The organism is Pseudomonas sp. PDM04, assembly GCF_014851765.1.
Classification (GTDB): domain Bacteria; phylum Pseudomonadota; class Gammaproteobacteria; order Pseudomonadales; family Pseudomonadaceae; genus Aquipseudomonas.
The window spans coordinates 232,735-252,392 of record NZ_JACVAI010000007.1; the positions used below are offsets into that span (position 1 = coordinate 232,735).

The 19,658-nt window shown below is 61.6% G+C and carries 16 protein-coding genes and 1 pseudogene; 6 read left to right on the top strand and 11 right to left on the bottom strand.

Translation table 11 applies throughout. From position 1 onward, the window contains the following. Positions 1 to 48: 48 nt before the first annotated feature. Entirely contained in the window at positions 49 to 1,200 is a 1,152-nt protein-coding gene (locus IB249_RS25780) for a PQQ-dependent sugar dehydrogenase (protein WP_192308613.1), read from the top strand. Positions 1,201 to 1,255: 55 nt separating this feature from the next. Here IB249_RS25780 and IB249_RS25785 read toward each other — a convergent pair whose 3' ends face one another. Beyond that, positions 1,256 to 2,359, bottom strand: coding sequence for a GNAT family N-acetyltransferase/peptidase C39 family protein (locus IB249_RS25785; RefSeq protein ID WP_192308614.1), 1,104 nt, complete (start codon positions 2,357 to 2,359; stop codon positions 1,256 to 1,258). A 92-nt stretch (positions 2,360 to 2,451) separates the two neighbouring features. Between IB249_RS25785 and IB249_RS25790 the strand changes: the two genes are divergently transcribed. From IB249_RS25790 to IB249_RS25805, 4 genes and pseudogenes are all read left to right on the top strand, one after another. After that, entirely contained in the window at positions 2,452 to 4,026 is a 1,575-nt protein-coding gene (locus IB249_RS25790) for a RimK family protein (protein WP_225607196.1), read from the top strand. A gap of 7 nt (positions 4,027 to 4,033) precedes the next feature. Next, a complete protein-coding gene (locus IB249_RS25795; protein ID WP_192308615.1) occupies positions 4,034 to 4,957 on the top strand; it encodes a magnesium transporter CorA family protein in 924 nt (307 codons plus the stop codon). A 245-nt stretch (positions 4,958 to 5,202) separates the two neighbouring features. Next, positions 5,203 to 6,198 (top strand): annotated as a pseudogene (ilvA, locus tag IB249_RS25800) (threonine ammonia-lyase, biosynthetic); the annotation flags it as partial. Positions 6,199 to 6,536: 338 nt separating this feature from the next. Further along, positions 6,537 to 6,806, top strand: a complete 270-nt coding sequence (locus IB249_RS25805) for a DUF1652 domain-containing protein (RefSeq protein WP_192308617.1) — start codon at positions 6,537 to 6,539, stop codon at positions 6,804 to 6,806. Between the two features lie 61 nt (positions 6,807 to 6,867). Here IB249_RS25805 and IB249_RS25810 read toward each other — a convergent pair whose 3' ends face one another. Further along, complete coding sequence (locus IB249_RS25810) at positions 6,868 to 7,125, bottom strand: DUF2790 domain-containing protein (RefSeq protein WP_192308618.1); 258 nt, start codon at positions 7,123 to 7,125, stop codon at positions 6,868 to 6,870. A 330-nt stretch (positions 7,126 to 7,455) separates the two neighbouring features. Between IB249_RS25810 and IB249_RS25815 the strand changes: the two genes are divergently transcribed. Continuing rightward, on the top strand, positions 7,456 to 8,757 hold the full coding sequence (locus IB249_RS25815; protein WP_192308619.1) for an OprD family porin: 1,302 nt from the start codon (positions 7,456 to 7,458) through the stop codon (positions 8,755 to 8,757). Between the two features lie 129 nt (positions 8,758 to 8,886). Here the strand turns inward: IB249_RS25815 and IB249_RS25820 are convergent, their stop codons facing one another. The 9 genes from IB249_RS25820 to IB249_RS25860 all read right to left on the bottom strand — a co-directional run bounded on the left by IB249_RS25820 (position 8,887) and on the right by IB249_RS25860 (position 19,600). Then, positions 8,887 to 9,831: a carbohydrate kinase family protein gene (locus tag IB249_RS25820; protein WP_192308621.1), complete on the bottom strand. Its 945-nt coding sequence runs from the start codon at positions 9,829 to 9,831 to the stop codon at positions 8,887 to 8,889. A gap of 13 nt (positions 9,832 to 9,844) precedes the next feature. Further along, positions 9,845 to 11,341 (bottom strand): xylulokinase, encoded by a 1,497-nt coding sequence (gene xylB / locus IB249_RS25825; RefSeq protein WP_192308623.1) that lies wholly within the window; start codon positions 11,339 to 11,341, stop codon positions 9,845 to 9,847. A gap of 76 nt (positions 11,342 to 11,417) precedes the next feature. Next, on the bottom strand, positions 11,418 to 12,890 hold the full coding sequence (locus IB249_RS25830; RefSeq protein WP_192308625.1) for a mannitol dehydrogenase family protein: 1,473 nt from the start codon (positions 12,888 to 12,890) through the stop codon (positions 11,418 to 11,420). Between the two features lie 15 nt (positions 12,891 to 12,905). Further along, positions 12,906 to 14,009 (bottom strand): ABC transporter ATP-binding protein, encoded by a 1,104-nt coding sequence (locus IB249_RS25835; RefSeq protein ID WP_192308627.1) that lies wholly within the window; start codon positions 14,007 to 14,009, stop codon positions 12,906 to 12,908. Positions 14,010 to 14,182: 173 nt separating this feature from the next. Beyond that, positions 14,183 to 15,013, bottom strand: coding sequence for a carbohydrate ABC transporter permease (locus IB249_RS25840; RefSeq protein WP_192308629.1), 831 nt, complete (start codon positions 15,011 to 15,013; stop codon positions 14,183 to 14,185). A gap of 10 nt (positions 15,014 to 15,023) precedes the next feature. Continuing rightward, positions 15,024 to 15,950 carry a carbohydrate ABC transporter permease gene (locus IB249_RS25845; RefSeq protein ID WP_192308631.1) on the bottom strand — a complete coding sequence of 309 codons (927 nt, stop codon included), beginning with the start codon at positions 15,948 to 15,950 and terminating at the stop codon, positions 15,024 to 15,026. Positions 15,951 to 16,085: 135 nt separating this feature from the next. Then, complete coding sequence (locus tag IB249_RS25850; RefSeq protein ID WP_192308633.1) at positions 16,086 to 17,396, bottom strand: ABC transporter substrate-binding protein; 1,311 nt, start codon at positions 17,394 to 17,396, stop codon at positions 16,086 to 16,088. 360 nt (positions 17,397 to 17,756) lie between these two features. Next, a complete protein-coding gene (locus IB249_RS25855; protein WP_192308635.1) occupies positions 17,757 to 18,662 on the bottom strand; it encodes an AraC family transcriptional regulator in 906 nt (301 codons plus the stop codon). A gap of 77 nt (positions 18,663 to 18,739) precedes the next feature. After that, a complete protein-coding gene (locus IB249_RS25860; RefSeq protein ID WP_225607197.1) occupies positions 18,740 to 19,600 on the bottom strand; it encodes a phospholipase in 861 nt (286 codons plus the stop codon). Between the last annotated feature and the right edge of the window lie 58 nt (positions 19,601 to 19,658).

Consider the following 19,658-nt stretch of genomic DNA (forward strand, 5'->3'; position numbering starts at 1 on the left):
GTGGTACGCCCCGGCAGTCAGCCGTCCAAACGACATAAGGAATCGTGCATGTTGCGTAAAACCCTCCTGGCCACCTTCTGTGCCAGCGCATTGATTGGCGCCGTCATGCCAGCGTTCGCCGCACCCGCTCAGGAACTGAAAAGCGAGCAGGGCACCCTCGAAGTCACCCCGGTGGTCAAGGGTCTGGACCATCCCTGGGCCTTGGCGTTTCTGCCGGATCAGAAGGGCATGCTGATCACCGAGAAGTCCGGCAACCTGCGCGTGGTCAGCACCGAGGGCAAGCTGTCGGCGCCGATCAGCGGTGTGCCGCAGGTCTGGGCCAGAAGTCAGGGCGGATTGCTGGACGTGGTGCTGTCGCCCGACTTCCAGGAGGATCGCACCGTGTACCTGTCCTACGCCGAAGGCGGGGGAGAAGGGGGCAAGGCCGGCACGGCGGTCGGTCGCGGGCAACTGTCGGAAGACTTGACCGCCCTGCGCAATTTCAAGGTGATCTTCCGCCAGGAGCCGAAACTGTCGACCGGCAATCACTTCGGCTCGCGGCTGGTGTTCGACCGCGATGGCTACCTGTTTATCTCGCTCGGTGAAAACAACGACCGACCCACGGCCCAGGACCTGGACAAACTGCAGGGCAAGATCGTGCGGATCTACCCTGACGGCAAAGTGCCGGACGACAACCCCTTCGTCGGCCAGTCCGGCGTGCGCCCGGAAATCTGGTCCTATGGCCAGCGCAATCCGCAGGGCATGGCGCTCAATCCGTGGACCGGCGTGCTCTGGGAAAACGAGCACGGCCCCCAGGGGGGTGATGAACTCAATATCATCGAACGCGGCAAGAATTACGGCTGGCCGCTGGCGACCCATGGCATCAACTATTCCGGGCAACCGATCCCCGAGGCCAAGGGCAAGAAAGCCGAAGGCACCCTTGCGCCGCACCACGTCTGGGAAAAATCCCCCGGTTTGAGCGGCATGGCGTTCTACGATGCAGACCGTTTCAAGCCCTGGCAGCACAACGTCTTTATCGGAGCGCTGGCGACGCAGGAACTGATTCGCTTGCAGTTCGACGGTGACCGCGTGGTTCACGAAGAGCGCCTGATGGGAGAGCTGAACAAGCGCGTTCGCGATGTGCGGCAGGGGCCGGATGGCTACCTGTACGTGCTGACTGATGAGAGCGACGGCGTGTTGTACAAGGTCGGTCTGAAGTAATCGTCCCGACCCGAGCCCTGTCGCCGCAGGCAGGCCTGCGGCGACAGGGGGGCGGTCAATCGTTCTCAGTGCGGTAGAGCACCACCGCCGCCCGCAATTTGCCGCGTCCGAAGCTGCACATCTTCTGGAACTCGGCCTGGCTGACCGGCAAATGCTGGCAATCCATGGGCTGACGATGCTGGCTATGATCCACATCGGGGTCGTGCAGGTAGACGAATTCTTCGTCGCAATCGGTAACGACCACCCAGTGGGGCGATTTCGAGCGGGTCAGCCGGTAGCTGCTGATCAGCACCAGCGGCTGGCCGCCATCGGCGAGCAGGCGTGGCAGGTCCAGCGGGACGCCTATCAACTGTTCGACAGGTGTCACGTTCAACTGGGCCATGAACTCATCGTGCACCAGGCGCATGACGTCTTTTTTATGCGCGTCGCGCACACCTTCGAGAAACAACGGCCCGGCCATGCTGACTTGCAGCTGCACCCGGAAGCCACGCCGCGCGGCTGCAAGCGCCAGGCCCTGCGGGCTGCACCCGCCATGGCCCGAGGTCATGAACACGGTGGTTGCCTCGCGCCAGATCTGCAGCTCTTCTCGTCGCTCCAGCACGCGGGCAGCCTGCAATGCGCCCATGGCCATCAACAGGCATGCCGGGCCACAGGTGAAATCGGTGGTCTGCCCGTACCAGGGCACCTTGATGTTGCGCGAATCGCGGTGCTCAAGGATGCGCTTCTCCAGGCGCAACGCGTCGGCGTGGTCCTGGTAGTAGTCGTGGATCAGGGCGAAGCGTCGATACCCATTGCGTTCATACAGGGCAATCGCCGCCGGGTTATCGATGCGCACTTCCAGTCGCAAGTACGCGCAGTCATGGGCCAGGGCGCAGGCTTCGATGCGTTCGAGCAACTGTTTGCCCAACCCGCTGCCGCGGGCCTGTTCGGCGATAGCCAGCGAGTACAGGCGGGCCAGCGATGTGCCGCGATGAAACAGCACCACGGCGTAACCCAGCAATTGCCCGTGCCGGTCAGCCACCCAGAGCTGCCCATGGGCGCGGTTGATCATCCACTGAAAGCTGCGACTGGTGAGCCGGTCCGTGGTGAAGCATTGCTGTTCAAGGGCCAGCAGTTCAGGTAAATCCTCAACTACCGCCAGGCGAAAGACAGTATTCATATGACCGCCGTAAAAGTTGCGTAACGAAACGGGACTTTCGAAAAAGTTCGTGCTTAATAGAAAAGGTCTTGTTCTCCAACGGATCAATCTCTATGTCAGCGGTACAGGGTCATTGGCGCGAAGTATCCGAGCAAAGTTTAGCGGCGGCAACTTATTTAAATGCGGGTGTCAGAACTTCCAGTCAGTTGATAATCATCGTCGAACGCAAGGAAGATTGGGCGTCCTATTTTCCCAGCGAAGACATCGTCAGCGCCCAGGAATACCTTGAGCAAACACGCGGGAACGAGCAGGGCAAGCGGGTTCAGGTCATCAACCTGTGCCGCAGCTACAAGTACCTGGGGCACGGCTATTACTGCTCGCTGCTGGCCGAAGCGCGAGGGCACAAGGTCATTCCGTCGGTGCGTACCATCAGTGAATTGACCCGCAAGTCGTTGTACGGCCTCGCCCTGGACGACCTGGACAAAACCCTGGAAAAGGCCCTCAGTCATCATCTTTACAGTGACACCGAAGGCTTTACCCTGACGCTTTACTTTGGCCAGACCCATATAGAACCGCTGCAGGATCTGGCGCGGCAGTTATTTGAAGTGTTCGCCTGTCCGATATTGCTGGTTGACTTTCGTCGAACTAACGGTTGGCACATCGAGGGCATAAAGTCAGGCGCCCTGCATAAGTTGAGGGAAGATCAGGAAGATCAGTTCGCCCACTCGCTCGACAGTTTCAGTCGCAAGATCTGGCGCCTGCCGCGTTCACGACGGGTGGCCCGTTACGACCTGGCGATCCTGCACGACCCGCAGGAAGCGCTGCCGCCTTCCAACCCCGCAGCGTTGGACAATTTCGTTCGTGTCGGCAAGACACTGGGCATTGATGTCGAGCTGATCGAGCGCAAGGACTATGCGCGCATCGCCGAATACGACGGTCTGCTGATCCGTGAGACGACCAGTGTCGACAACCACACCTACCGATTTGCCAAGAAAGCCGAGAGCGAAGGGCTGGTGGTGATGGATGATCCGACCTCGATCCTGCGCTGTACCAACAAGGTCTACCTCACCGACCTGCTCAAGAGCCATCAGTTGGGCATGCCGGCCACCGAAATCCTCTACAAGGAACGACCGCAGGACTTTGAACGTGTGGGCGAGCGCCTGGGTTTCCCATTGGTGTTGAAGATCCCCGACGGCTGTTTCTCCCGGGGAGTGATCAAGGTGGAAAGCCAGCAGGCCCTGCTTGAGGCGACCGCCGAATTGTTCGAACACTCGGTGCTGTTGCTGGCTCAGGAGTTTTTCTACACCGAATACGACTGGCGGATTGGCGTGCTCAATCGCAAACCGATCTTTGCCTGTCAGTACTTCATGTCCAAGGGCCATTGGCAAATCTACAACCACAAGGCCAAGGGTCAGGACATCAACGGCGAATGCCGCACCCTGGCGGTCCACGAAGCACCGCGGGCCGTGGTGGAGCTGGCGGTGAAGACCGCGAATCTCATCGGCGACGGCCTCTATGGCGTGGACCTCAAACAGTCCGGCGACAAGGTGGTGGTGATCGAAGTCAACGACAACCCGAACATGGACGCCGGCATCGAGGACGCCTATTTGCAGGACGACTTGTACTCGCTGGTGCTTGAGGAGTTCGTGCGTCGGCTGGAACTCAAACGTCGCGGCCAGGCCTGGTAAGCGGCCGATGATCAAGAGCTTTCAACTGAACAACGGGGTGTTGCAGGCGGTCGAGCGGCTGGACGCTGAAGTCATGCTGTTCAGCAATCCCGATGCCGCCGAGCGTGACCTGCTGCACAGCCATTTCAAGCTCGATGAACACGCGTTGGCCTCGGCCCTGGACCCGGACGAGGTGTCGCGTATCGAGTTTCATCCCGACAATCTGTTTCTGATCTGGAAGCGCCCGGAAAACTATTCCGGTGCCGATAGCCTGGCCTTTGAAGTGTCGTCCTGCGGCCTGCTGTTCTGTGCCCAGCGTCTGTTGGTGATCGCCACCGACGATTCGCCGCTGCACGGTCTCGGCACCCGGCAACGTCTGAATACGCCACTGGATGTGCTGCTGGACCTGCTGTTCAACAACATCCATCACTACCTGGGCCACCTCAAGGTGATCAAGCTGGTTGCGCGCGAGTTGCAGCAGAAATTCAACCGCTCGATGCAGAACCAGCACCTGATCCAGATGTTCAATCTCAGCGAGAGCCTGATCTATTACATCAATGCGATCCACAGCAACGGCGCGGTCCTGACCCGTTTGCGCAACCACGCGGAAAAACAGCGCTTCAGCGCCGAGGCCATCAGCCTGATCGACGACCTGATCATCGAAAACAACCAGTGTTACAAGCAGGCGGAAATCTATTCCACGGTGTTCTCCGGGTTGATCGAGGCCCGTGGCAACCTGATGAACAACAGCATGAACAACCTGCTGCGCAAACTGACCCTGATCAACGTGGTGTTCCTGCCGCTGAACCTGATCGCGAGCATCGGCGGCATGTCCGAATTCAGCATGATGACCGCCGGCACGCCGTGGTGGGTGTCGTACCCGTTGTTCCTCAGCGCGATGATGGCAGGCGCCGGAGTGATGGTGCTGGGGCTGCGGAGGCTGGCGAAGTGATCTGCCTGCCAATCTCCTGTGGGAGCAGGCTTGCTCGCGAAGGCGATCTGCAATTGATCATTGACTTGCCCGGCGCGCCCGGCTAATTTCCAGCCATGACTTTCACCGTACTGCGCTGCCAGCCAAGCATTATTACCGCCATTCCTCATTTGGCGGGCTAGCTCACGACTGCAGCACCCAACCCGCCCTAGAGGCGGGTTTTCACTTTCTGTCTCCGGGGTTTTGATCAGCGTCAGGAGACGACCATGAACCACTCGCCCGCCCAGCAGACCTTGCTTGAGCATTACGTCAAAAAGATCCTCGCCGCGCCGGTGTACGAGCTGGCGGTGCGTACGCCGTTGCAGGCTGCACCGGCGTTGTCCGAAGCGCTGGGCAACCGGGTGTTGCTCAAGCGCGAGGATTTGCAGCCGACCTTTTCCTTCAAGATCCGTGGCGCGTACAACAAGCTGGTGCAACTCAGTGATGAGCAGAAGGCCCGTGGCGTGATCACCGCGTCCGCCGGCAATCACGCTCAAGGGGTGGCGTTGGCGGCACGGGAGCTGGGAATTGGCGCAACCATCGTCATGCCCTCGACGAGCCCGGAACTCAAGGTGCTCGGGGTTCGCAGTCGCGGTGCCGAAGCGGTGTTGCACGGTGACAGCTTCCCCTTTGCACTGGCCCACGCCCTGGAACTGGCCGAGCGCAGCGGTCGCACCTTCGTCTCGCCGTTCGACGACCCGGACGTGATTGCCGGGCAAGGCACCGTGGCCATGGAAATCCTGCGCCAGCACCCGGGGGAGCTGGAGGCGATCTTTGTTCCGGTGGGCGGTGGCGGCTTGATCGCGGGCATCGCCGCTTACGTCAAGTACCTGCGGCCGGAGGTGCGCATCATCGGCGTCGAGTCGGAGCATTCCGCCTGCCTGCAAGCGGCGATGGCGGTGGGCGAAAGGACCATCCTGCCCAGCGTCGGCACATTCGCCGACGGTGTCGCCGTCGCCCAGATCGGCGCCTATGGTTTTGAAATCTGCCGCTTCTGCGTCGATGAGGTCCTGACCGTCAGCAACGACGAACTGTGCTCCGCGATCAAGAACATCTACGACGATACCCGCTCGATCACCGAGCCTTCCGGCGCGCTGGCGGTGGCCGGAATCAAGAAGTACGTGGCGCAAATGGGCGCCAAGGGCAAGACCCTGATCGCCATCGATTCCGGCGCCAACATCAATTTCGACAGCTTGCGGCATGTGGCCGAGCGCGCGGCGCTGCAGGCCGTGTAATCACGATCCGGAATTTCCCATGGAAGCGACCGGCTTGCTGGCGATGGTCGCCAACGATAATCACGGCGACCCTGCGTTCATCGCGAGCGGGCTCGCTCCCACATTGGACTCCGTGCGTTGCAATTTGCAGGCGTAAAAACCGGCGTTATTGCAAATTGCATGGGCTCAATAACGGATCAGTTGGCTAACCCCTTGATTTACCGATGAGCTGCACGGCGAAATTCAGGGCATGTTTTATGCTGTACCTGTCTGTAAAAACTGGCCGGGTCTTACAGAGTCAGTACCCAATTATTAGCTGGCTGTCGCACACTCAGGAGAGGGTCGTCATGTTTCTGTCTGCCTTGGAACTTCGCAATATCATTGAAAGCAGCTTCCTGCCCAAACGTTGCCAATGCTCGCTGTCGCCCGATCTGTTGATGTCCGTGAAAGTATTCGCCGACGGTCAGACCGATCAAGTGGACCTGTTGGCCACCGGCATCGATGCCAAGTCGCTCACCAGTTCTCGGGAAATCAACAACCTGATTGCCGGGCTGCGTACGGACATGCAACAGCGTGCCGAGATGCAACCGCTGCACCCCGATCGCCAGGCGTTGTAACGCGCGGTCGTTCCTGCTGGGTCTGGCACACGCCAGACCCGTTGTCGTTCCCATCACACCGTCAGTTTTGTTGACTGCAGGCTTGCGACAGTTTGCGGTAGGTGATCTCTGCAGGCTTGCCCGCCGCATCGATGTACTTCATGTCCGCTGTCACCACTTTGCATTCCACGGTTTCGGGTTCGCTGAGCGAAACCACTTTGGCCACGTGCAGCGGCATGCCGTATTGATAAGGCACCGCCTGGGTGTCGTTGGCCTGGGCCAGCCCGGCGAAGGCGCTGCAGGCGAGAGCGGTGGTGATCAGCAATGTGCGGGTGTTCATGGGTGTTCTCCAGTGCAGAGGCGAGTCAACTCGATGCCAAGGCGTCGAGCCAGCCGCACTGGGCGTCAGGGGGGACCTGAGGGCGTGCGGTCCAGTGAAGTATTGGACCGCAGCGTTAAGCGATGGTTAAACCGGCTGAATGCCGCCTGTCGCGCAGGGCGATTTTGCCAGACGCGTTCCGACTAAAGTCGTCTGTAGCGCATAAAAGCCCTCTGCCATCATTGCCCTACACCCCGCGTGTTCTTCTCATCCTGGCCAGTTTCTGTCCGGGATGACGCTTTTTTTGGCTTGTTGCGCCTTGCGCAAACGCTGCACTGTTGGAGCTTTTTCATGCGTCCCCCCTTTCAATTGATCACCGCCCGCCAGGCATTCGGCCTTGGCGCCCTGGCCCTGTGCGCCAGTTTTTCCGTCCAGACGCGAGCCAGCGGGTTTTTCGAGGACACCACGGCGAAAGTCGAATCGCGCACGGTGTATTTCAATCGTGATTTTCGCGATGGGCACACGTCCACGGAGCAGGGCGCGTCCAAGCGTGAAGAGTCGGCGCAGGGCTTCATTCTCAACCTGCAATCGGGTTACACCGAAGGCACGGTGGGTTTCGGTATCGATGCATTGGGCATGCTCGGGATCAAGCTCGACTCCAGCGCCGACAGCAGCAACAGCGGTTTGCTGCCGTCCACGGGGCACGATCCGCGCGGTTCGGTGGACCAGTACGCCAAGCTCGGCCTGACCGCCAAGGTGCGGGTGTCCGAGAGTGTGCTGAAGTACGGCGCGTTGCTGCCGGATGTGCCGCTGCTCAAGTACAACGATGGCCGGCTGCTGCCGACGATGTTCAACGGTGCGCAATTGACCTCGAAGGAAATCAAGAACCTGACCTTCATGGCCGCGCGGCTGGACCAGTACACCGCGCGGGATTCCACCGATGCCCAGGACATCCGCGTGCACTGCAAGAACAAGCGCTATGCGTGCAACATCACCGCCGATCATTTCGACATGTATGGCGTTGACTACAAGATCAACGAACGCCTGACGGCCCAGTATCACTACGCGGAACTGGAGGACATTTACCGTCAGCACTTTGTCGGCCTGCTGGCCAGCCAGCCGTTGGGTGACGGCGTGCTCAAGGCCGATGTGCGCCTGCTCAAAAGTGCCGACAGCGGTGCCGAGCGCGCCGGGTCCATCGATAACCGCGCGCTCAGCGGCATGCTCGCCTATGCCCTCAGCGGGCACACTTTCAGCGCCGGTTGGCAGCGCATGAACGGCGACAATTCGATGCCGTACCTGGATGGCACCAACCCGTACCTGGTCAACTATGTGCAGGTCAACGACTTCGCCGCCGCGCAGGAGCGTTCGTGGCAGGTGCGTTATGACTATGACTTCAAGGCAGTCGGCCTCAGCGGCCTGAGTTTCCTGGCCCGCTACGTCAACGGCGACCACATCAAGGTGCTGGGCAGCGATCAGGAAGGCAAGGAATGGGAACGCGACACCGAGCTCAAGTACGTGGTGCAGAGCGGGACGTTCAAGGACGTCAGCCTGCGCCTGCGCAATGCGACATACCGGACCAACTACGAGCAGTTTGCCCGGGATGTGGATGAGACGCGGTTGATCGTCAGCTATAACTTTTCGGTGTTGTGACTGCAAAGTTGAAGGTGTGATGCTGGCCGCTTTCGCGAGCAAGCCCGCTCTCACATTTCGACCGTATTCGTCCTGAATCAACTCGGTCAAAATGTAGGAGCGAGCCTGCTCGCGAGGGAGCCCTCTGGCTCAGCGAAGACCCAGCTGCTGCCGATACGGCAGGTCCGGCCCGGTCTTGCTGCAGGTCAAGGCTGCGGCCTGCACGGCAAATTTCAACATGCCGTGGATGTGTTCGCGCTCAAGCGAACGCACACCCTCGATCGAATCCAGCCCGTGTTCGGTCAACCAGGTAATCAGCGCCGCCTGGAAGGTGTCGCCCGCGCCCACGGTGTCGGCGATCTTCACCGCAGCGGCGGGGACCGACCAGGTGCCATGTCGGCGGCTGAACACCGTCGCGCCGTCGCCGCCCCGGGTCAGGAACACCAACTGACAACGATGCTGCAACCAGCCGTCGATGACCTGCGCCGGGTCCTGCTGCGGATACAGCAGGTGCAAATCCTCGTCGCTGACCTTGATCAGGTCGGCCAACTCCACCAGGGTCGCCACCCGTGAACGCCAGCGCTCGATATCGGGCTCGGGGTTGAGCCGCACGTTCGGGTCGAGGCTGATCAGGCGCTGGCCGCTTTCGCGCTGCACCAGGGCCAGCAGGGTGTCGGCAATGGGCTGTACCACCAGCGAATACGAGCCGATGTGCAAGCCATGCACCTCGGCACCGAGGTCTGGCAGGTGCTCGATGCGCAACTGCCGGTCTGCGCAGCCTTCGCCACGGAAGCTGTATTGCGGCGACCCGTTGGCGCCGAGCGCGACCATGGCCAGGGTGGTCGGCGCGGCGACATCCACCAGGTAGTCCGCGCGCACGCCTTCCTCCTGCAACACCTGCCGCAAGCGCCGGCCCAGGTAGTCAGTGGACAGCCCGGCCAACAGCGCCGCGTCCACGCCCAGGCGGCGCAGGCCGACCGCGACGTTGAACGGCGAGCCACCGGCAATCGCCTTGAAATTCACTTTTGAAGCCAGGCCGCTGGCGTCATCTTCACTGAAGAAGTCGAACAGCGCTTCGCCACACACCAGATACATAGTTGTTCGCTCGTTAAAGGGTTGCGACATGCTGTTGATAGCGTTCATAGGCCTGCTGAGAGGCCGCCACGTTGGCGGCAATCGGCAGGGTTTCGCTGGCCGGGTCGAGTGTCACGCAACGCTCGCACACATCCGCCAGGCTTTCTTCACCACCGTTTGCCCGCGACGTGCACCACGCCGCCTGGATCGCCGCGCCGAGGGCGGCGGCTTCGCTGTGCCGGGTGCAGACCACCGGCGTATTCATGATGTCGGCGACAATCTGGCGCCACACCGGGCTCTTCGAGCCGCCACCGATCAAACGGATGCTGCGGCTTTGTAAGCCATTGTGACGCAGCAGGTCCAGCCCGTAACGCAAACCGAAGGTGGTGCCCTCGACCACCGCGCGGCACAGGTTGGCCCGGGTCAGGTTGGTCATGGTCAGGCCCGACAGGCTGCCGGTGGCGTGGGGCAAGGCGGGGACGCGTTCACCGTTAAGAAACGGCAGCATGCTGATGCCGTCGGCCCCGATGGGCGCCTGCGCAACCAGCGTGTTGAACTGCGCGACATCGAGGTCGAGCAGCTCGCGAATGACGCCGGTGGCGTTGGTCAGGTTCATGGTGCAGATCAGCGGCAACCAGCCGCCGCTGGAGGAGCAGAAGGTCGCGACCGAGGCATCGGGGCTGACCCGTGGCTGATCGGCATAGGCGTATACGGTGCCGGACGAGCCGAGGCTCATGGTGATGGCGCCCGGCTGGATGTTGCCGGTGCCGATGGCCCCCATCATGTTGTCGCCGCCCCCGCTGGACACCAGCGCCTGCGGGTTCAGGCCCAGTTGTCGAGCGATGTCCGGCAGGAGCGTGCCGACCGGCTGATGGGCGTCGATCAGCTCCGGCAATGCCGCTTGCAAGCGGCCGCTGGGGTCGATGTCGCGCAGAAGCTGCACATCCCATTGGCGAGTGCGCACGTTGAAATAACCGGTGCCCGACGCGTCGCCGTATTCGCTGCAACGGCGGCCCGTCAGCCAGTGGTTGAGGTAATCGTGGGGCAGCAGGACATGGGCGATCCGCGAAAACACCTCGGGGTGCTGCTCTTTGGTCCAGAGCAGTTTGGAGACGGTGTAGCCCGGTGCGATGACCACGCCGAGGCGCTCCAGCGAGCCCTTTTCACCGCCCAGGTGCTTGAGCAGGCGATCGTTTTCCGCCGTGGTTTCGGTGTCGCACCACAGTTTGGCCGGGCGTAGCACCCGGCCTTCGTCGTCGAGCAGCACCAGGCCGTGTTGCTGGCCGGACACACCGAGGCCGAGGATGGCCTGGCCGTCGACGTTGGCGGCGATCAGCGCACGGCGCGTGGCCAGCGTAAAAGCCTCGAGCCATTGCGCGGTGTCCTGTTCGCGCCGGCCATTGGCACCGCTGATCAGGGTGTGCGCGGCGGCGCCTTCGCCCAGGACCTGGCCGCTGGCGGCGTCGAGGACGATGGCCTTGGTGCCCTGGGTGCCGCAGTCGATGCCGAGGAAAAGTGGTTGGGTTGGCATGCAAAGATCCTTGGGATGTCAGTTCGATCCAGGGTGAAGCTTTTCGCGAGCAGGTCGAATCGTCGCACCGCCTCGCTCAAGCCAACACCCGCTCCAGCGTCCGCGAAACCCCCACCTCCCGCAAACTGTTGCAGCACCACTCGAACGCTGCCACAAACTCGGCCGAACGTGGAATCGCCGTGCCGAAGATCTCCTCGACCGCCAGCAACCGCTGGGTGATCAACGCATCGTCGGCCACCAGGGCCTGGCAGAACGCCGCCCGTGGGTCGGGGATCGAATAGGTGTCGCCGTTTTCGTCGACCCCCTTCAGGTACAGGGCCCAGGCTGCCACCACCAACGCCGCCCGTTTGGTTTCCTGGCCGTCGGCAATCAGCCGGTTGAGGGTCGGGACGGTGAACTTGGGAAACTTCGACGAGCCGTCCGAACACACGCGCTCCAGCTGATCGGCAATCGCCTGGTTGGAGAAACGCTCGACCAGGGTGTCCTTGTAGTCGCCCAGGTCGATGCCCGGCACCGGCGACAGCTGCGGGGTCACGTCCAGGTCCATGTAGGCGCGCATGTAGCGCACGAACAGTGGGTCATTCATGGTTTCGTGGACAAAGCGGTAGCCCTTGAGGAAGCCCAGGTAGGTCAGCGCCAGGTGACTGCCGTTGAGCAGCTTGATCTTCATTTCCTCGTAGGGCGTGACGTCGTCGGTGAATTGCACGCCGACCTGTTCCCAGGCCGGGCGGCCGTTGACGAATTTGTCCTCGAGCACCCATTGCACGAACGGTTCGCAGACCACCGGCCAGGCATCGTCGACGCCATGTTTGTCGGCCAGTTGCAGGCGATGGGCAGTGCTGGTCATCGGCGTGATGCGGTCGACCATGGCATTGGGGAAACTCACGTGGCCAGCGATCCACTCGCCCAGCTCGGCATCGCGCAACGCGGCGAAGGCCAGCAGTGCCTTGCGGGTGACCGCGCCGTTGTGTGGCAGGTTATCGCAGGACATCAGGGTGAACGCTGGGGTGCCGGCGGCGCGGCGTTTGGCCAGGGCGGCGCAGAGGAAGCCGAACACGGTGGTCGGGGCGTCCGGGTGCGCCAGATCATGCTGGATCTGCGGCAGGTGCGCCATGAATTCGCCGTTGCTGTCGTCGATGCAGTAACCGCCCTCGGTGATGGTCAGCGAAACGATGCGAATCTCGGGGCTCGCCAGTTTGTCGATCAACGCCTGCGGGCCGTCCTCGGCCAGCAGCATGTCGCGAATCGAGCCGATGACCCGGACCTCGGTGTCATCGGTGTCGCCCAGTTCGAACAGGGTGAACAGATAGTCCTGCTCCCGCAGGTCATCGCGGGCACGGCGGTCCTCGGCGCGCAGGCCGACGCCGCAGATCGCCCAGTCCAGCCCGGCGCCAGTATTCATCAAGGCGTCGGTGTAATACGCCTGGTGGGCGCGGTGGAAACCGCCGACGCCGATGTGGGCGATGCCCTGGCGGGTGTCGCTCAGGGCATAGCCCGGCAGGATCACCTCGGGAGCGAGGTGGTTCAGGTTGTGTGTGTTCAGTTTCATCGCAAAGTCTCTCGTTCAGGCCGCCGCGCGCAGCGGACGGGCCAGCGCAACGCCGTCGGCATCGAATAAATGGCAGTGGTCGGCGTCCAGGTGCAGGCTCAGGGTTTCGCCGTAGCGGCTGGCCAGGTCGCCGCGCACGCGCATCGTCAGGGCTTCGCCGGACGCGGTCAGCACGTGGCAGAAGGTGTCGCTGCCCAGGCGTTCGCTGACGTCGGCGGTGACCTGCAGGGTGCAATCGCCGGGTTTGGCCAGCTCCAGGTGTTCCGGGCGGATGCCCAGGGTTACCGCCGCGCCGACACTCAGGTGGGCGCCGCTGAACGGCAGGGTGATGCGGGTGCCGGCGTCCAGCGCCACCTCGCAGCGCTGACTGTCGAGGCTGACCACCTGGCCCTTGAGGAAGCCCATTTTCGGCGTGCCGAGAAAGCCCGCCACGAACAGGTTGGCCGGATGATGGTAGAGGTCCAGGGGCGAGCCGACCTGCTCGATTTTGCCGCCATTGAGCACCACGACCTTGTCGGCCATGGTCATGGCTTCCACCTGATCGTGGGTCACATAGATCATCGTTGCCTGCAGTTCCTTGTGCAGGCGCAGCAGCTCCAGGCGCATCTGCACGCGCAGCGCCGCGTCGAGGTTGGACAGCGGCTCGTCGAACAGGAAGATTTTCGGGTTGCGCACAATCGCCCGGCCGATGGCCACCCGCTGACGCTGACCGCCGGACAGTTGCTTGGGCTTGCGCTCGAGCATCGGCCCCAGTTCCAGGATGCGCGCGGCCTCGCCGACTTTCTTCTCGACTTCGGCTTTCGACACGCCGGCCAGGTCGAGGGCAAACGACATGTTCTTGCGCACGCTCATGTGCGGGTACAAAGCGTAGGTCTGGAACACCATCGCCAGGTCGCGTTTGGCCGGGCTGACTTCGGTGATGTCGCGGCCATCGAGTTCGATGGTGCCGCCGCTGACTTCTTCGAGGCCGGCGATCAGCCGCAGCAGGGTGGATTTGCCGCAACCCGACGGGCCGACGAACACCACGAACTCCTTGTCGTTCACTTCCAGGTCGATGCCCTTGATGATGGAAAAGCCTTCGAAGCCTTTTTGCAGATTCTTGATTTTCAGGTTGGCCATGGGGTGGGCCTCCGCTTGTTTTTATTCAGTTGAATCGGGCGCGATTTTTTTGTGGGAGCGAGCCTGCTCGCGATGGTGGTGTGTCGGATACATCAATATTGAATGACAGGCCGTCATCGCGAGCAGGCTCGCTCCCACAGGGTTTTGTGTTGGATCAGGAATTGGGCAAGTCTTCATTTCACGGCACCAAACGAAAGCCCGCGCACCAGTTGTTTCTGGCTGATCCAGCCGAAGATCAGGATCGGCGCGCAGGCCAGGGTCGAGACCGCCGATAACTTGGCCCAGAACAGCCCTTCGGGGCTGGAGTACGAGGCGATCAGGGCGGTCAGGGGCGCGGCTTTCGACGAGGTCAGGTTCAGCGACCAGAACGCCTCGTTCCAGCACAGGATCAGCGACAGCAGCACGGTGGAGGCCAGGCCGCCCTTGGCGATCGGCAGCAGCACCCGGAGCATTTCCTGGGCCAGGGTCGCGCCGTCCAGGCGGGCGGCTTCGAGGATGTCCTTGGGGATGTCCTTGAAGTAGGTGTAAACCATCCAGACCACGATCGGCAGGTTGATCAGGGTGTAGATCACGATCAGCGCAATGCGTGTATCGAGCAGGCCGAAACTCTTGGCCAGCAGGTAGATCGGCATCAGCACGCCCACCGGCGGCAGCATCTTGGTCGAGAGCATCCACAGCAGCGTGCCCTTGGTGCGCTGGGTCTCGTAGAACGCCATGGAGTAGGCGGCGGGCACCGCAATCAGCAGGCACAGGGCGGTGGCGCTGAACGAAATCACCACCGAGTTCCAGGCGAAACTGAAGTAATCGCTGCGCTCGTTGATGTGCAGGTAGTTCTCCAGGGTCGGCATGAAGATGAACTGCGGCGGGGTAGCGAACGCGTCGATCTCGGTCTTGAAGCTGGTCAGCACCATCCAGAAGATCGGGAAGAAGATCAGGATCGCGATGGCCCAGGCCAGGGTGCCCAGCAGCAGGCTTTGCAGGCGACGGGATTGTTGAAGGGTCATGGCGCAGGCCTCAGGCTTTGTCTGTCAGATTTTTGCCGATCATGCGCACCAGCACGATGGCCGCGATGTTGGCAATCACCACCGCGATCAACCCGCCAGCGGAGGCCATGCCGACGTCGAACTGCACCAGCGCCTGGTTGTAGATCAGGTAGGCGAGGTTGGTCGAGGCATAGCCGGGGCCGCCGTTGGTGGTGGTGAAAATCTCGGCGAACACCGACAGCAGGAAGATGGTCTCGATCATCACCACCACGGCAATCGGGCGTGCCAGGTGCGGCAGGGTCAGGTGCCAGAAAATCGCGATGGGGCCGGCACCGTCCAGGCGCGCGGCTTCCTTCTGTTCCTGGTCCAGCGACTGCATGGCGGTCATCAGGATCAGGATCGCGAAAGGCAGCCATTGCCACGAGACAATGATGATGATCGACAGCAGTGGGTAATGCGCCAGCCAGTCCACCGGTTGCGCGCCGAACAGCTTCCAGACGTAGGCCAGGATCCCCGACACCGGATGGAAGATCAGGTTTTTCCAGATCAGCGCCCCGACGGTGGGCATGATGAAAAACGGCGAGATCAGCATCACCCGCACGATGCCGCGACCGAAAAACGCGGAAGCCTCGAGCAGGGCGCTGATCAGCACCCCGAACACCACGCTGATCAGCAGCACGCTGCCCACCAGCAACAGGGTGTTGGTGGCGCCGGGCATGAACCCGGAGTCGGTCAGGAAATAGGTGAAGTTCTCCAGCCCCACGAATTCGTTTTCGCCGGGGTAGAGCAGGTTGTAACGGATCATCGAAAAGTACAGGGTCATGCCCAGCGGCACGATCATCCACAGCAGCAATAACGCCACCGAGGGGCTGACCAGAAACCAGCCGGGATTGGCCAGCCGGCTTTTGCGCACCGGCTGGGGGATGTCCATGTGGGTTTTGGCAGTAGAGGTATTCATGGCGTTTGACCGAGTCCTGCAGACCTATAGAGAACCCTCGTGGAAGCGAGCCTGCTCGCGACAAGGTGTCAGTGGACACCGCCGCAACAGCAAGACCATCGCGAGCAGGCTCGCTCCCTCAGGGAAAAGTGCGGGTTATTTTGGATACCCGGCACGCTTCATCTCGCGTTCGGTGGTTTGCTGGGCGGCGGCCAGGGCCTGGTCGACCGTGGTCTGACCGATCAGCGCCGCCGAGAACAGCTTGCCGACCTGGGTGCCCACCGCCTGGAACTCGGGGATGGTCACCAGTTGAATGCCGATGTACGGCACCGGACGGGCGCCAGGCTTGCTCGGGTCGGCGGCCTTGAGCGACTCCAGCGTGACCTTGGCGAACGGTGCGGCGTTCATGTAGTCGGCGCTGTAGGTCGAGGCGCGTGTGCCGGGTGGTACGTTGGCGATGCCATCGGTTTTGGCGACGAGGGCCCCGTACTCCTTGGAAGTGGCCCAGGCGCTGAAGGTTTTCGCCGCGTCCTTGGCCTTGGAGCTGGTGGGGATCGCCAGCGCCCAGGAATACAGCCAGGCCGAACCTTTGTCGGTGGTTTCGTGGGGGGCGTAGGTAAAGCCGACGTGGTCGCTGACCTTGCTCTGGGTCTTGTCGGTGACGAACGAACCGGCGACGCTGGCATCGACCCAGATCGCGCATTTCCCGCTGTTGAACAGCGCCAGGTTTTCGTTGAAGCCGTTGCTGGAGGCGCCGGGCGGGCCGGCGTTCTTCATGGTGTCGACGTAGAAGTTCAGCGCGTTTTTCCACTCGGGGCCGTTGAATTCAGGCTGCCATTTTTCATCGAACCAGCGTGCGCCATAGGCGTTGGCGACGGTGGTGATCAAGGCCATGTTCTCGCCCCAGCCGGCCTTGCCGCGCAGGCAGATGCCGTACTGTTCCTTGTCCTTGTGGGTGAGTTTGCCGGCGAACTCCGCGATCTGGGTCCAGGTCGGACGCTCGGGCATGGTCAGGCCGGCTTCCTTGAACAGGTCGGTGCGGTAATAGGTGATGGAACTTTCGGCGTAGAACGGCAGCGCATACAGCGAGCCCTTGACCGACAGCCCTTCACGCACCGACGGGAACACGTCGTCGAGTTCGTACGTGGCCGGCAAATCCTTCATCGGCTCCAGCCAACCCTTGGCACCCCACAGTGCCGCTTCGTACATGCCGATGGTCAGCACGTCGAACTGCCCGCCCTGGGTGGCGATGTCGGTGGTCAGGCGCTGGCGCAGGACGTTTTCTTCCAGCACCACCCAATTGAGCTTGATCTCCGGGTGCTCGGCCTCGAAGGTCTTCGAGAGCTTCTGCATGCGGATCATGTCGCTGTTGTTGACGGTGGCGATGGTCAGGGTCTGGGCGCCAAGGCTGACGCTGCTGAGGGTCATGCAGGTGAGGGCTAGCAGAGCTTTTACAGAAGGTTGCATCGTGCACTCCTTTTCTGCGCCCGGCGGGTGGCAGAAGGACAGTTATTGTTTTTGTGTCTTCCGACGACAGGAAGAATCTGCGCTGATTACAGCCTTCAATCGATGATGAAACAAATCATTCATCGCACTTGAATCGATACTATTTTGCACTGGGGTTTGCTGAGGGAGACGCAGGGAAGGGCTTTGTGGCGGTTGAGGGGTATCGGATCTGTACAGGTTTTGTGGCCAAGAGGCCCTACTTGTGGGAGCGAGCCTGCTCGCGATAGCAGTGTGTCAGGCGCATGATTGTGAGCTGACACTCTCTCATCGCGAGCAGGCTCGTTACCACAGGGACCTCATTCACAGGGAGATTGCAGGGAATCAGCCCAGGTTCTGCTCGGTCAGGCGTTGCACCGCCAGGCGCCGGTAGTGGGAGGGCGTCATGCCCTTGAGCTGCTGGAATCGCCGGTTGAAGTTGGAAATATTGTTGAAGCCGGACTCGAAGCACACGTCGGTCACCGGTTTGTCGCCGTCGGCCAGCAACTCGCAGGACTTGCTGATGCGCAGCCGGTTGACGAATTCGATGAAACAGCGGCCCGTCGCCTGTTTGAACACGCGGCTGAAGTAGGTCGGCTTCATGCCCAGGTGCTCGGCGACTTCCTCCAGCGGCAGTTCGCGGGCGTAGTGGGCGAAGATGTAATCCACCGCGCGGTTGGTGCGATCGACGTTGTGTTCGTCCGCCAGTTGCGCGGTCGTCGCCCCGGACAGCAGTTGGTAATCGTCGGTACTGGCAAGCAGTTCCAGCAGAATGAAAAAATGCCCGAGCCGGGTCACGCCCTGGGTGTCGGCGATGCGCTGCATCAAGGTCATGGCCTGGCCGATCGTGTGCTTGCAGCGAAACTCGATGCCGTACTGGGCGCGCTCCAGCAGTGGTGCCAGGGTCTTGAGTTCGGCAAACACCTGATGGCCGCTCTCGAACAGCTCGTCGGTGAAGTTGACCAGCATGTCACGCTTGGGCACCACTTCGTCCTCGCCGACCTGGCTGATCCAGTTGTGGGGCAGGTTGGGGCCGGTGAGGAACAGGGTTTGCGGGTAGAAGTTGCCGATGTAGTCGCCAATGAACACCTTGCCGGAGCTGGCGACGATCAGGTGCAGCTCGTATTCCTTGTGGAAGTGCCAGCGCACCAGCGGGCAGGGGAAGCCGTGCTGGCGATAAATGATGGACAAGCCGTTGTGGTCGTCCATCAGTTCGTAGGAGGGGTCGGTCACTCGGGCGGTTCGGGTCATGGCGGGGCGCTTTTTTTGTTATCGCCTGCCGATCATGCCTCTTTCCCGGCGCCTGACGCCAGTGCAGGCGCGCAACCTCAGCGCACTTCGTGCAGGCTCTCGGCCTCGAGGGCCTTCTCGGCCGTGGCGCTCCAGCAGTAGCGCACGATCTGCGACTCGTCGAAGAAGTCGGTATTGATGATGCTGCAACGCATGATCCATTCCCCTGAGGAGTTGAACCAGTCGTTGATCTGGGTCTTGATGTGTTGCGGCCCGCCGAGGAACGTGTAGCTGGTCGCCGACAGCGACCACAGGAACCGCTCGTAATAGGCGTCTTCCAGGGTGTCCTTGATATGGCGGTGCAACTGCTCGGTATCGGTGAATGGTTTGCCCGACCATTTGTGCGGGATGCGCGGCCAGAAGAATTCGCCGTCGAGGCCAGACAGCGGTGGCGCGGCCATGACGATGCGACGTAGCGCGCTGGCCTCCTTGAGTTCGCCCACGGTTTTTGCTGCATCGTAGCAGGAGAGGGCGCGGTGCCCGAGCCGGCGCAGCAGGACCTCGCCCAGTTGCACCGAGTCGAAGGGTTTGTTATCGCCCAGCTGGTGGAAGTCCAGCACAATGAATTCGTCGTTGTTGCGGTCCAGGAAGTTCAGGACGGCTTCGATCAGATCATCGAGCACCCGATGGGACTGGTGACCACTGTGATGGAAATAGAAGATCGGCTGGTCCCTGGCCTGCTTGAAACCCAGGCGCAAATCGAACGCCCGCGCGCCGTTATCCAGCTGCCAGGCGAAGGAATCGTTCTGGCAGGTCACCCAGTTGCCGAAGACCACTTCATGGTTGGGAGCTTTTTTGTCCATGCCGGCGTTGTGCGCGCCGGGCCAGATGATGTCGGTCAGTCGCAACTTGTCGATGTCGGGGACGTGACTCATCCAGGCTTGTTTGTTCAGTGGCATATACATTCCTTTGTTCGAAGGTTCCCGGCCTTGGGAACACGTGTTGACAGAGCACCGG

What these genes read in the sequence shown, in the direction of transcription:
- IB249_RS25785 (WP_192308614.1), bottom strand. Translation starts at nt 2,359, where the DNA reads ATGAATACTGTCTTTCGCCTGGCGGTAGTTGAGGATTTACCTGAACTG.
- IB249_RS25830 (WP_192308625.1), bottom strand. Translation starts at nt 12,890, where the DNA reads ATGAAACTGAACACACACAACCTGAACCACCTCGCTCCCGAGGTGATC.
- IB249_RS25840 (WP_192308629.1), bottom strand. Translation starts at nt 15,013, where the DNA reads ATGACCCTTCAACAATCCCGTCGCCTGCAAAGCCTGCTGCTGGGCACC.
- IB249_RS25790 (WP_225607196.1), top strand. Translation starts at nt 2,452, where the DNA reads ATGTCAGCGGTACAGGGTCATTGGCGCGAAGTATCCGAGCAAAGTTTA.
- IB249_RS25850 (WP_192308633.1), bottom strand. Translation starts at nt 17,396, where the DNA reads ATGCAACCTTCTGTAAAAGCTCTGCTAGCCCTCACCTGCATGACCCTC.
- IB249_RS25795 (WP_192308615.1), top strand. Translation starts at nt 4,034, where the DNA reads ATGATCAAGAGCTTTCAACTGAACAACGGGGTGTTGCAGGCGGTCGAG.
- IB249_RS25835 (WP_192308627.1), bottom strand. Translation starts at nt 14,009, where the DNA reads ATGGCCAACCTGAAAATCAAGAATCTGCAAAAAGGCTTCGAAGGCTTT.
- xylB (WP_192308623.1), bottom strand. Translation starts at nt 11,341, where the DNA reads ATGCCAACCCAACCACTTTTCCTCGGCATCGACTGCGGCACCCAGGGC.
- IB249_RS25860 (WP_225607197.1), bottom strand. Translation starts at nt 19,600, where the DNA reads ATGCCACTGAACAAACAAGCCTGGATGAGTCACGTCCCCGACATCGAC.
- IB249_RS25815 (WP_192308619.1), top strand. Translation starts at nt 7,456, where the DNA reads ATGCGTCCCCCCTTTCAATTGATCACCGCCCGCCAGGCATTCGGCCTT.
- IB249_RS25805 (WP_192308617.1), top strand. Translation starts at nt 6,537, where the DNA reads ATGTTTCTGTCTGCCTTGGAACTTCGCAATATCATTGAAAGCAGCTTC.
- IB249_RS25810 (WP_192308618.1), bottom strand. Translation starts at nt 7,125, where the DNA reads ATGAACACCCGCACATTGCTGATCACCACCGCTCTCGCCTGCAGCGCC.
- IB249_RS25855 (WP_192308635.1), bottom strand. Translation starts at nt 18,662, where the DNA reads ATGACCCGAACCGCCCGAGTGACCGACCCCTCCTACGAACTGATGGAC.
- IB249_RS25780 (WP_192308613.1), top strand. Translation starts at nt 49, where the DNA reads ATGTTGCGTAAAACCCTCCTGGCCACCTTCTGTGCCAGCGCATTGATT.
- IB249_RS25845 (WP_192308631.1), bottom strand. Translation starts at nt 15,950, where the DNA reads ATGAATACCTCTACTGCCAAAACCCACATGGACATCCCCCAGCCGGTG.
- IB249_RS25820 (WP_192308621.1), bottom strand. Translation starts at nt 9,831, where the DNA reads ATGTATCTGGTGTGTGGCGAAGCGCTGTTCGACTTCTTCAGTGAAGAT.